Annotated in this window: 9 protein-coding genes; 5 read left to right on the top strand and 4 right to left on the bottom strand. The window is 41.8% G+C overall.

Features of this window, described 5'->3' with window-relative positions:
- Positions 1 to 152: 152 nt before the first annotated feature.
- Positions 153 to 1,679, bottom strand: a complete 1,527-nt coding sequence (dgt, locus tag M1F14_RS08765) for a dGTPase (RefSeq protein WP_042848185.1) — start codon at positions 1,677 to 1,679, stop codon at positions 153 to 155.
- Between the two features lie 244 nt (positions 1,680 to 1,923).
- On the opposite strand from dgt, the gene mtnN reads away from it, so the two are divergent.
- Entirely contained in the window at positions 1,924 to 2,616 is a 693-nt protein-coding gene (gene mtnN, locus M1F14_RS08760; RefSeq protein WP_048608086.1) for a 5'-methylthioadenosine/S-adenosylhomocysteine nucleosidase, read from the top strand.
- Positions 2,617 to 2,687: 71 nt separating this feature from the next.
- A complete protein-coding gene (btuF, locus tag M1F14_RS08755; protein ID WP_042848188.1) occupies positions 2,688 to 3,518 on the top strand; it encodes a vitamin B12 ABC transporter substrate-binding protein BtuF in 831 nt (276 codons plus the stop codon).
- A 580-nt stretch (positions 3,519 to 4,098) separates the two neighbouring features.
- Here the strand turns inward: btuF and erpA are convergent.
- A complete protein-coding gene (gene erpA, locus M1F14_RS08750; RefSeq protein WP_042848258.1) occupies positions 4,099 to 4,443 on the bottom strand; it encodes an iron-sulfur cluster insertion protein ErpA in 345 nt (114 codons plus the stop codon).
- Positions 4,444 to 4,655: 212 nt separating this feature from the next.
- Between erpA and hemL the strand changes: the two genes are divergently transcribed.
- Positions 4,656 to 5,945 (top strand): glutamate-1-semialdehyde 2,1-aminomutase, encoded by a 1,290-nt coding sequence (hemL, locus tag M1F14_RS08745; RefSeq protein WP_042848260.1) that lies wholly within the window; start codon positions 4,656 to 4,658, stop codon positions 5,943 to 5,945.
- A gap of 473 nt (positions 5,946 to 6,418) precedes the next feature.
- Here the strand turns inward: hemL and mrcB are convergent, their stop codons facing one another.
- Positions 6,419 to 8,941, bottom strand: a complete 2,523-nt coding sequence (mrcB, locus tag M1F14_RS08740; RefSeq protein WP_181468701.1) for a bifunctional glycosyl transferase/transpeptidase — start codon at positions 8,939 to 8,941, stop codon at positions 6,419 to 6,421.
- Between the two features lie 188 nt (positions 8,942 to 9,129).
- Positions 9,130 to 11,589 carry an ATP-dependent helicase HrpB gene (gene hrpB / locus M1F14_RS08735; protein WP_181468702.1) on the bottom strand — a complete coding sequence of 820 codons (2,460 nt, stop codon included), beginning with the start codon at positions 11,587 to 11,589 and terminating at the stop codon, positions 9,130 to 9,132.
- A 116-nt stretch (positions 11,590 to 11,705) separates the two neighbouring features.
- On the opposite strand from hrpB, the gene sfsA reads away from it, so the two are divergent.
- The gene (gene sfsA, locus M1F14_RS08730; RefSeq protein ID WP_042848192.1) at positions 11,706 to 12,416 is read left to right on the top strand and encodes a DNA/RNA nuclease SfsA; all 711 of its coding nucleotides are present in this window, start codon (positions 11,706 to 11,708) and stop codon (positions 12,414 to 12,416) included.
- Positions 12,417 to 12,611: 195 nt separating this feature from the next.
- Positions 12,612 to 13,067, top strand: coding sequence for an RNA polymerase-binding protein DksA (gene dksA / locus M1F14_RS08725; RefSeq protein WP_042848193.1), 456 nt, complete (start codon positions 12,612 to 12,614; stop codon positions 13,065 to 13,067).
- Positions 13,068 to 13,303 lie beyond the last annotated feature (236 nt).

Raw genomic sequence — 13,303 nt, 5'->3', positions numbered from 1 at the left:
AAGTTATAAAAATAATGATTGCCGTTTTTCCCGTTTCAACACGTTGCTTTTTCCGCCTATTAATAAGGAAAAACCTGTCCCCTTAGTATACCTGTTTTTCCTATCATTTTATTGAATACTTTGCGAATTTATTACATAACATCAATATAATGTTAGTTGCTGACCATAAATTTTCTATATTCTTCATAGGCATAGTGATCTGTCATCCCACTAATATAGTCTTGTATTAAACGTGCCCGGTAATAAAACTCGAGGATTGAGCGGTCAGACTCATTGGTCGCAGAAATTTTTTCAAGCGCTTCAGTATAAGATAAGCGGTGCTTATTAGATAACTTATGGAATAAACGAGTTTCAATAAAAAAATGCTTATGATAGTTTTTGTCCACTAGTTCCGCAAAATCTGTTCTGCTCATCATTAATAATGGGCTATAGAAATCGAGTAACCCACTAATAATGCGATACCCTTGAAGTTCTAGTTCCTCAACTTCATGGTGGTTAAAAACATGCTTAAATGCCACTGTTTTTAATACTTTCAATAACCTATGCTCAGGGCTTTTATCTTCCAGTAATGCGCTATTAAAATTACCATGGTAAATTTCAGGTAAGTTTTTTATAAACTGTTGAGCACTGTAATGGCATAATTTACTCGTAATATTGACGCGTAAGTACATAAAAAACTGATCTTGTTGAATGCGCCTTGTGTGATTATCACTAATATTGTTATAAGCACGCATAATGGTTTGGTCAAACAAATCGTTTGGTTCAATAGGACCCCATTCTGCCTTTAAATAATCGATTAATTTTTCGACGGTAAAAATACCTTTTTCAGCAGCGTCATCCAGATCAGCAATGCAATATGAAATATCATCAGCCGCTTCCATAATATAAGAGAGAGGGAAGCGACAATATTTCTCCATATCGAGTTTTTTTGTCAATTCACTGACAAAATCTGATTCAGACCAATAATAACCCGGTTTTTTCATTAAATAGTCAAATTCTGCAGGGATCGGAGCTAAATCATAAGCCCCGCGAGTATATTTCAAAATTGAACCAATCTGTGCGTAGGTCAAATTTAATTTGAGCAACCGATGAGCCATACGCAACCCTTGAGCATTGCCTTCAAATGAACACAAATCGTGCTTCAATTGACGACGAAAAAGGTCTTGCTTTTCATTACCTGTCAATTGTAAGGCGTGTATTTGGCATGGATCAGGAGAGTCTGGTGTATAAAGATAGCCGGGAGCCAATAATTTACTGAACCAACGCTGTATTGCAGCTTCACCAAAATGACCAAAAGGTGGGTTGCCGATATCATGCATTAAGCAAGCCATTTCAACGAGGCTTTCAAAGGCGTCACACCTTTCATCTAACCCATAGGTTTCTAATAACTTTCTCTTTTTTAATTCACCCAAAACGGTTTTACTAATGTAACGCCCCACTTGCTGAACCTCTAGTGAGTGAGTCAATCGGCTACGTACAGCAGAATTTTGTTCTAACGGAAAAACTTGTGTTTTTTGTTGTAAGCGACGAATGGCAGCAGAATTAATGATACGCCCCCGATCACTTTCAAATAAGCGATTAACGGCGTCTTCATCTTTTTCCGAAACTTTTTGATTCTTTGCGCTACTCGTATAATTACGCTGAAAGCTTAGCTTTTTAAGAAAGTTAATCTCCCCCATTCTTTCCTCTCCCTTATCTAAATTTATTAGTCATTATATAACCAAAGTGCAGGAAAAATACTTCACGCCTCAACTTTCAATGCTACACTTCGTACAGCTTTGTAATTTCATTGCTTAAACATGAGATATTGCAATATTAGTTGCGATAGCGCTCGAAGATCAAAGCAATAACACAACAAAATTCTATTTTCCCTAAATAATGTGTTGTAAACACTAAGTAGGGGAATATGGTGAAGGAGACAAAATGAAAGTTGGGGTCATTGGTGCAATGGAGCAAGAAGTTGCTATTTTGCGCTCACAAATTGAAAATTGCCAAACGATCAGCCGCGCAGGCTGTGAAATTTATACCGGAAAAATTAATGGTGTTGACGTTGCTTTATTAAAATCAGGTATTGGTAAAGTTGCGGCTGCAATCGGTACAACATTATTACTAGAACATTGCCAACCTGATGTAGTTATCAACACTGGGTCCGCAGGTGGGTTAGATCCTCGTTTAAATGTTGGTGATATTGTTGTCTCTACTGAAGTTCGTTATCACGATGCCGACGTCACCGCGTTTGGCTATGAGCCAGGCCAAATGGCACAATGCCCACCAGCTTTTGTCGCGGATAGCAACCTGATAAACGTTGCGGAACAGTGCATTAATTTATTGGATATGAATGCAGTACGTGGTTTAGTCTGTAGTGGTGATGCTTTTATTAATGGAGCAGAACCATTAGCTCGTATCAAAGCCATGTTCCCTCAAGTTGCTGCAGTTGAGATGGAAGCGACTGCGATAGGGCAAGTTTGCCACCAGTTTGGCGTACCATTTGTTGTCGTTCGCGCCATTTCTGATGTAGCCGATAAAGAGTCTCATACCAGTTTTGATGAGTTTTTACCTATTGCTGCTCGCCAATCTTCACTGATGATCAACGCGATTTTAACAAAACTCGCTTAATTTTCTCCTATGAAAAAGCATAACTAACATTCCGTTATGCTTTTTCATTGCAGCTAAGATAAATGATAGTCATGAAAAGAATTCCTCATTTTTATTCCTTCACTGTTACCTTGTTATGTACCTTGTTGGTTACTTTTTCTGCTCTAGCTACCCCCAAACAACGGGTTATTAGTTTATCACCAGCAAACACCGAACTCGCCTACGCGGCTGGATTAGGTGATAATTTAGTTGCAGTTAGTGCTTACTCCGACTATCCAGAACAAGCAAAAAAAATAGAACAAGTTGCTGATTGGCAAGGGCTAAATGTGGAGCGTATTATCGCACTTAAACCGGATTTAATTCTTGCATGGCGAGGAGGAAACCCACAGCGCCCTCTCGAACAACTCGCATCTTTTGGTATTCCTATTATTTATTTCGACCCGCAAAGCATCGATGAAGTGATTAATTCAGTAACTGAATTAGCACAATACAGTCCTAACCCCAAAATTGCACAACACAATATTGAAATGATGCGGGCAACCTTAGCCTCTTATCAAAATAAAAAAGCCTTAATCAACAAACCAAAACGTGTGTTTATTCAATTAGGTATCCAGCCTTTATTTAGTACTGGTAATCAGACATTGCAAAATGATGTTGTGGAATTTTGTGGTGGTGAAAATATTTTTGCTAATAGTACAGTGCAATGGCCGCAAGTCAGCCGTGAGCAAGTACTCACCCGCAAACCAGATGTGATTATCATGACAGGTTCAGCAGAACAGGAAAAAGCAGTGAAAGAATTTTGGCATCCCCAACTCAATGTCCCTGTTATTCGGTTAAACGAAGATTGGTTTCATCGAGCAGGCCCAAGGATTGTGAATGCAACCGAACAACTGTGCGAACAGCTAAACTCACTATATAATTGATAATTAGGAACTAAAATCCGAGAATTATAGGTTATAGGTTACAGATTACAGGTTACAGGTTACAGGTTACAGGTTACAGGTTACAGGTTACAGGTTACAGGTTACAGATTACAGATTGCAGATTACAGATTACAGATTACAGAAATTTTCTAAATAGTTCGAGTTGTGGCAAGGCGGCAAATGAAGATATCTCGGGGAGCATACACAAGTATGTGACCCGAGTAGCTGAATGAAGCCAACACCGCCACAGCTCGAAATATGACGAAAATTTGGCAAGGCGGCAAATGAAGATACCTCGGGGAGCGCACACAAGTATGTGACACGAGTAGCTGAATGAAGCCAACACCGCCACAGCTCGAAATATGACGAAAATTTGGCAAGGCGGCAAATGAAGATACCTCGGGGAGCACACACAAGTATGTGACCCGAGTAGCTGAATGAAGCCAACACCGCCACAGCTCGAAATATGACGAAAATTTGGCAAGGCGGCAAATGAAGATACCTCGGGGAGCACACACAAGTATGTGACCCGAGTAGCTGAATGAAGCCAACACCGCCACAGCTCGAAATATGACGAAAATTAGACGCTAAAGGACGACCCACACCCACAAGTAGACTTAGCATTCGGGTTCGTCACAATAAAGCGCGAGCCTTCTAAACCTTCAGTATAGTCAACACTTCCGCCAACTAAATATTGTAAGCTCATTGGGTCAACCACAAGAGCAACACCTTGCTTCTCAATGGTCATATCACCTTCATTGATTTGGTCATCAAATGTGAAACCATACTGGAAACCACTGCATCCGCCACCGGTAATATAAACACGTAAACGCAGATTTGGGTTATCCTCGTCAGAAACTAGATCTTTAACTTTTATTGCTGCCGCATCAGTAAATTGTAAGGGCAGAGCTGAATCATCACTCATTTTTAGCTCCAAACCGGTAACCGGTAAATTCATGGGAAGCAAAAGCCGCCCCAGATCAATTAATCTAATTATCCGCCACTTGACTAAATCGTTCAAGTGTTGTTACACAATTAGACACATTGTGCATATCTTAGGATCAACATTTGGTTTAATTGAGACAGTGCTTTAGAATGGAGGCAAATTTCTATTTAGCCTCTTTTTGGAGCCCTGCCATGTCGCAATCTGAAAAACTTTATGCACTAGCAAAAGAACAAATTCCTGGTGGTGTAAACTCACCAGTTCGTGCCTTTAATGGTGTTGGCGGAACCCCTTTGTTTATAGAAAAGGCTGACGGTTCATATATTTATGACGTCGATGGCAAAGCCTATGTGGATTACGTTGGCTCATGGGGGCCGATGGTCTTAGGGCATAATCACCCAGTTATTCGTGATGCAGTAATTAAAGCTGTGCATAAAGGTTTAAGTTTTGGAGCGCCAACCGCAGCGGAAGTTGAAATGGCTGAACTCGTCTGTGAACTAGTGCCCTCTATGGATATGGTACGTATGGTGAATTCAGGAACAGAAGCTACCATGAGCGCTATCCGCCTTGCTCGGGGCTACACTGGACGTGATAAAATTATCAAATTTGAAGGTTGTTACCACGGCCATGCAGACTGCTTATTAGTAAAAGCAGGGTCAGGGGCACTCACTATGGGGGAGCCGAATTCTCCAGGAGTCCCTGAAGATTTTGTTAAACACACCTTAACCTGTACTTATAACGATCTTGCCTCAGTTCGCCAAGCATTTGAAAACTACCCTGAAGATATTGCTTGTGTGATTGTTGAACCTGTTGCTGGCAATATGAACTGCGTCCCTCCTACTGCTGAGTTTTTACCGGGTTTACGTGAGCTTTGTGATGAATTCAATGCTGTATTAATCATTGATGAAGTCATGACAGGCTTTCGCGTAGCTCTGGGCGGCGCACAAGACTATTACGATGTTCAACCTGACTTAACTTGTTTAGGTAAAATTATCGGTGGCGGTATGCCTGTTGGCGCGTTTGGTGGCCGACTTGAGATCATGGAAAAACTCGCGCCAATTGGCCCTGTTTACCAAGCTGGTACATTATCGGGTAACCCTGTCGCGATGGCAGCGGGTCTCGCTTGCTTAAAAGAAGTCGCTCAGCCAGGCGTCCACTCACGTTTAAATGAGCTAACAGAAAAATTAGCCCGTGGTTTAAAACGCGTATCCCAAGAACAAGGTATCCCGATGGTAATCAACCATGTGGGCGGTATGTTTGGGGTTTTCTTTACTGATGCACCGACTGTAACTTGCTACCAAGACGTGATGAAGTGCGATGTAGAACGGTTTAAGAAATTCTTCCATTATATGTTAGAACAAGGCATTTACCTTGCACCTTCGGCTTTTGAAGCTGGTTTTATGTCTATCGCTCACAGTGATGAAGACATTGAAAAAACGATCAAAGCCGCCGAAACTGCACTGATGAAAATTAAAAACAATTAATTTACACTAACATTATAGAGGTGAAGCTATCTCCACTTTCACCTCTATTCTTCTTATAGTTAACGATATCCTCATGCAATAACTCAAACTGTACTTAGTAATTCTCTAAATAATTCAGCCTGTAGCTAGTTGGTTAGTGAGCTAGAACTTAAGGTATACAACTGTGTGGGGCTAAATCTAGTGAATACAGCCAACAACGCTAAAAAGTGAAACGTTACGCGGTAATTCTCTAAATAATTCAGCCTGTAGCTAGGCGGTAAGTGAACTAGAACTTAAGGTATACAACCGTGTGGGGCTAAATCTAGTGAATACAGCCAACAACGCTAAAAAGTGAAACGTTACGCGGTAATTCTCTAAATAATTCAGCCTGTAGCTAGGCGGTAAGTGAGCTAGAACCTAGGAGCATACAATAGTATGTGACTAGGTCTAGCGAGTGCAACCAACAACGCTACAGGTTGAAGTATGACGAGAATTTAGGGATTATTGCCAAACATATCCTTAACCCAATCCGGTGCATCATTTTGTGGCTCATCGTTATTGCCATTTAGGTTCAAAACTGGGTCTTGGTTTTCTGATGCTTGGCATAAAGCATCGGGGTTATCCGTCCAGATTGGTAGCATTCTACCCCCACCAAAATTTGAACAGCTTAATTGCCCATCGGCAGTCACTTGCATATCTACAACCCCTTCTGGGGCACGATTGATTAATGCCAAAGGTGTTTGATTATCAAGATAACGTTGATATACCTTCAGTGCTCCTGTTGCGCCTGTTAATTGCGTAGGGCCATTGTTATCACGACCTACCCATACAATCGCGACTTCCTTACCGTCAATGCCGGCGTACCAGCTATCGCGCAAATCGTTAGTTGTCCCTGTTTTACCTGCTAAGTTATATTTGCCATATTTAGACAATAATACACGGCCAGTCCCTTGCTTAACCACTTGTTGCATACCGTATAACGCTAAGTAGGCAGCTTGTGAAGGTACAGCACGCTCTGCAGATGGATAGCTTTGATAAATCTCTTTACCATCACCATCAATCACTGAACGCAGCGCAGATAATTTAGCGCGATTACCGCCGCCGCCAATGGTTTGATAAACTTGTGCGACTTCAGCTGGTGTCAAATTTACCGCCCCTAGTAGCATCGCAGGCACTTTTTCCATTGCTGCAGCTGGGGCTCCTAGACGTACAAAGGTATTAAATACCTGATCTAGACCAACTTCCAACCCTAAGTTTACTGTTGGGATATTCTGTGAGCGAGCAAGTGCATCGACTAACATCATACGTCCATTAAAATTACGGCTATAATTCCTTGGGCTCCAATTTTGATTACCCACCTTAACAGTGAGTGGTTCATCTTTTAACCATGTATTTAAACGATAGCGATCAGGCTCACTCAGTGCAGCAAGGTAAACAGGAGGTTTCGCTAACGAACCAATACTACGGCGTGCATTCAATGCTCGATTGAAGCCAGAAAACTGAGGTTGAGAGCCACCAACCATGGCACGAACTTCACCATTAATACGGTCAACGACCACCATTGCGCCTTCGATATCGTCTAACTTACGAGCCTTACGTAAATCAGCGACTCCATTTTCCACCGCATTTTCCGCAGCCGTTTGAGCGACAGGGTCTAAGGTTGTAAAGATTTTTGCACCGGATAACTCTTTAACTTGATCACCCAGTTTTTGATTTAACTCTAAACGTACCATTTGCATAAAGGCAGGCTGAGAAGCCACCAACCCTTCTTTATTTTTCACGCCAAGAGGCCTTGCACTGAGCACTTGGTACATTTCTTGGTCGATTACGCCACGTGTTTCCAAGATTTTCAACACAATGTTACGGCGTTTAATTGCATTTTGTGGCTTAGTCCATGGGTTATAAGTTGATGCCCCTTGTACCATACCCACTAACAGTGCCTGCTGGTCAAAACTTAACTCATTAATTGGGCGACCGAAATAATACAAACTTGCTAGCGGGAAGCCACGAATTTCATCATTACCATTTTGGCCTAAGAACACTTCGTTTAGATACAGCTCTAAAATACGTTCTTTGCTGTAGTTATAATCCAGCAAAATAGCCATGTAAGCTTCATTGGCTTTACGTTTTAATGTGCGTTCATTAGTTAAAAATAAGTTTTTTACTAACTGCTGCGTCAGGGTACTGCCCCCCTGAACCGAACGCCCAGCCGTTAAGTTGGCAACAACAGCACGGCCAATAGAGTATAAACTGACCCCATCGTGCTCATAGAAGTTGCGATCTTCGGTTTCCAGTAAAATTTTGACCAACGATTCGGGGAAATCAGACAATGGCAATACTAAACGTTGTTCATTATTCGCCGATTGCATCATCGTGATCAGTTTAGGGTCTAATCGGAAAAAGCCAAATGAACGGCCATTTTCCATATTTTCAATTTTACTTAACCCATTATTTTCAAACACCATACGCGCTAATATTTGCCCTTCTTTTTGGTCAGGGAAATTAAAAGGACGGCGTAAAATTTCAATGCTATTACCGCGAACCACAAATTCGCCGGAGGTGGTGATTTTACTCACTTTTCGGTATTGCATACCTTCGAGCAGGCGAACCATTTCAGCTTGGCTATAGTCCATTCCCGGTTCAAGGTTAACCATCCTGCCATATACTGCCGCAGGTAAATCCCACACCTTACCATCGAGACGTTCTTTAATTTGTTGATTTAAATAAAAACCGTATGCTGCTAATAAAACAGCAAACACAATCATTAGTTTGACTAACAGCCAGAACCAACGCCATTTGCTTTTCACTTTACGTGGTTTGTTATTTTTCGAGCCTTTTTTAGCCATTTGCTCTTCTTCGTCTTCATCATCGAGATATTGTTGGTCAATATCATCATTTTCGAATAAATCTTCATCGTCATAATCATCGCGGTCTCTGCGACGGCGGGATGAAGATTGTTTTTTCCCAGCAGATTTTTTGTTGCGTCTGCCTATTGGTTCAAAATCTTTACCTGACATGGTCGCTCCATATCACCTTACAAAATAACTTAACAACATAATCATTCACTATTTGAATAGCTTAGTGGTTAATTTTGGCTCATAACCTTAGAGATTTCACCAAAGAAAGCTCTTAATTACATTTCCTTACTCACATTAAGCAGGGATAAGCCATTTTTATGAACCTGCTATTAGAGCATAAAAATAGTTTATTTCGCACCCATCATCGCTTTTTTTGTTTGCCGCGTTGGTGCTGTATTTGCTGGGTCATCGGGCCATAAATGTTTTGGGTAGCGGCCTTTCATTTCTTTTTGTATTTCTTTGTAGCTTCCATGCCAAAATGCGCCGAGATCTTGTGTAATTTGTAATGGGCGCATCGCAGGGGAAAGCAAACAAACCGTTAACGTCATTTTCCCTTGCGCAACAGTTGGATTCGTTTTCTCACCATACATTTCTTGCATACGAATTTCTATGACAGGCGGCTTATCCAATGCATAGTGAATACTCACATCATGTGAAGAAGGTGCGCGGTAAGTTGTAGGGAACATGTTCGCTAGCCACTGCTGTTGTTGCCAATCTAACCGGTTTATTAGTAACTCTGCTAAATTAATTTGCTGCAACTTTTGTTTATTGGTTACCTCAATAAGATAAGGCTCAAGCCATTCATCTAATGTTGATAACAATGTACTTTCATCAAAGGATGGTAATTCAAACTCAGGGAAATATTGCTGTGCTAACGTACAACGAATACACAGTTGCAACGCATCCTCTTGCCAATTCAATTGTTGCAGCCCATTTTGTTTTAGCCAATAAACCAACGCTTTACTGATATCAGCTTTATCTGGGTTACTCATGCGTTCTGATTTCACCACTAACTGGCCGCACTGCAAGCGCTTCCATGCTAGCAATGTCCCTTTTTGCTCATCCCATTCAACGGTTTCTTGCTCATTAAATAGTTCAGTACAATCTTTTTGCAATTCTTGTATATCAATGGGGTACGCAAGTGCCACTCGTGCATCTGCGCTATTTTCTGGTTGCCACAACAATGGCACGATTAACCAAGAAGTTCCCAATAGCCTATCCGTTTCGTGTAGCGATGCTCCAAGCCCACTGGATAACTGATAACGCAATTGATTGTCCCTCGTTTTTGCTATTTGGTCGGGAAAACCGGCTGCTAATAAGGTTGGTAACCACTTACTTATCAGTGCGGTTTGCTGCCCTATACTCGCGTTAACTTTTCGCCCACTTAAAATGGTCGCACGCCGGCACCAGCTTTCGCTTGGCCGGTCTAAGTAATAACGTAAGTCGCACTCACCACCTCTTGGCGGCTCTTCAATAATAGCCACTAATAATGCGGCTAATTGCAAAACTGACTCATCTTTAGCGACTTGTGCTTTATACAATATCGCGGCAGTACGTACTGAGCTACCTAGTTCTGCCATCTTCTGTCCCATGATAGACAGTTTCCCTTGTGCATCAATCGCGCCAAGTTTAGCAAGTAGATTTTTTGCCGCCCCAATCGCGGGGGCTGGGGGTAAGGTGAGCCATGATAATTGTGTCACATCATGGCAGCCCCACTGTAGTAAAGAAAGCCATAGCCCACTGAGGTCACTTTGGTTGATTTGTGCTTCACTAAATTGAGCCGCACGCTCCGCTTGCTCTTCACTAAATAGATGCCAACATACCCCAGCTTCTAAGCGCCCCGCTCGTCCAGCTCGCTGTGTCATTGATGCTTGGCTAATGCGTTGCTTAACTAATTTTGTTATCCCTGAACGAGGGTTAAACTGCCCTACTCGCTCCAGGCCGCTATCCATCACTAAGCGAATACCTTCTATAGTTAAGCTGGTCTCCGCAATATTAGTCGCTAGCACAACTTTACGTTTCCCTTCGGGGGCTATTTGGATTGCTTGCTGCTGTGCTTTAAGAGGTAAAGCCCCATATAAAGGACACAAAAGTATGTCCTCACTCACTATCGAAGCTAATTCAGCTCTTACTTTTTCTATTTCCCCCACGCCCGGGAGAAATAATAATAGTGACCCTTTCTCTTGCTGCAAAAACAGCCATGCTGCCGCCGCGACTTCTTTATGAAATAATTTATTAGGATTTATGGGATGATATTCACGAATAACGGGGAAACTGCGTCCTTGTGAAGTGATCACTGGAGCATTAGGGAACAACTGGGAGAGCCCTTGGTTATCAAGGGTAGCAGACATCAATAACACCCGCAGGTCATCCCGTAGAGCTTGTTGTGAATCAAGTAATAATGCAAGGCCAAGGTCTGCTTGTAAGTTGCGTTCATGAAATTCATCTAAAATCACCAACCCAACCCCTTCAAGCATAGGGTCATTTTGTAATAGTCGTGTTAAGACGCCTTCCGTTACGATTTCTAACTGAGTATCACGACTAACTTTAGTTTCTGAACGCATACGTAAACCAATGGTATGGCCAATTTCTTCCCCAAGTTGCTCCGCTAAACGCGCGGCAACTGCTCTAGCCGCAAGACGCCTAGGTTCCAACATAATAATCCGCCCATTAACCACCCCGCTTTTTAAGATTTCCAATGGCAAAACGGTGGATTTACCGGCTCCCGTCGGTGCATGTAATAGCACTTGAGGGGATGATTTTAATGCGGTAATTAGTGATTCTCTGACGTCTAATATGGGGAACACTTTGGTTATCACTCCATGCATTTAACTTTTACTATCAGACATTGTAGCATTAGCCACTTTCAATCATATTAAAATCAGTGTATTGACAACTCACCTCGTATGACAGCGGAGAATATATGGAGTTTAATCCTTGTTTAAAATCGGCCACGCTAATTAAGCGCTATAAACGCTTTTTGGCTGATGTCACCCTGCCTAATGGTGAAGAAATCACTATTCATTGTGCTAACACCGGCGCAATGACTGGCTGTGCGACACCGGGTGATACTATTTGGTATTCCACATCTGATAACCCAAAACGTAAATATCCCTACAGCTGGGAACTTACCCAAACAGCTAATGGCGATTTTATTTGTATTAATACGCTGCGTGCGAACCAATTAGTTGCTCAAGCTTTAGCCGAAAAACACATTCCAGAATTATCCGAGTACAGCGTAATAAAGCCAGAAATGAAATATGGTTCAGAAAATAGCCGAATTGACTTTTTTCTCTCAAACAGTGAATTACCAGATTGCTTTATTGAAGTTAAATCAGTAACTTTACTTGAAAATGGCCACGGTTTTTTCCCTGATGCCGTCACGCTAAGAGGGCAAAAACATTTACGCGAGCTATCACAGATTGCTAAAGAAGGAAAAAGAGCCATACTATTGTTTGTTGCTTTACACACAGGTATTCACGTAGCATCTGCGGCTGCACATATTGATAAAAAATATGCGCAGTTATTAGAGGAGGCACGGCAAAGTGGTGTTGAAGTACTTTGTTATCAAGCTGATATAACTGTTCAACAAATGGCGTTAGGGAAGCAGATTCGCTTTAACTCTATTAAATAAAGTTTTTTTAACCAATTTTTATACGAGGCCGCTGAGTTCTGGGCGCTAGAAAGGGAATAAACACGCTCGCCCTCACAGCATTACAAAACTCATTGCAGGAACGATTGCCAAGAGAGCTCTCTTCTGCTATTTATAGCGACCTTAATTTTTCCCCTTTGGGGTTTTTGTAAAATTTGCGTGTGTAGGAGAAGCATTATGCAAGAAGGGCAAAAACGTAAGACATCGTCCTTAAGCATTCTCGCCATTGCTGGGGTTGAACCCTATCATGAAAAAGCTGGCGAAGAGTACATGAACGAGGCCCAGTTGGCGCATTTTAAGCTCATTCTCGAAGCATGGCGCAATCAACTCAGAGATGAAGTGGACCGGACTGTTACTCATATGCAAGATGAGGCAGCTAACTTTCCAGACCCCGTTGATAGAGCCGCTCAGGAAGAGGAGTTCAGCCTTGAATTACGTAACCGGGATCGTGAGCGTAAACTGATCAAGAAAATAGAAAAAACCCTGAAAAAAGTTGAAGATGATGACTTTGGCTTTTGTGAATCATGTGGCGTAGAAATTGGTATCCGCCGTTTGGAAGCCCGTCCTACTGCTGATTTATGTATCGACTGTAAAACATTAGCTGAAATTCGCGAAAAGCAAATGGCAGGCTAATAGCTCAGATGGAGTCCTAAACGGCGCATATTACGTGCGCCGTTATAAGGTTTTGTCACCGTGAAAACATGCTCTCCCAGCATTCTCCTCCCCGTTAGTCATGGTTTATATTGGTTACCCCCTGCATTTTTATGGTGTTTTTAAGCTATCTTGCTGTTTTATCTAAATTTAGTATTATCATTAATACTAAATAATACTCATCCATTACACCTAAAATTTTAGAGGGCTTAAAATTA

Origin of the sequence: Providencia sp. PROV003, from assembly GCF_045040775.1 — a bacterium.
Taxonomy (GTDB): domain Bacteria; phylum Pseudomonadota; class Gammaproteobacteria; order Enterobacterales; family Enterobacteriaceae; genus Providencia; species Providencia huashanensis.
This window is presented reverse-complemented; position numbering and strand designations above follow the sequence as displayed.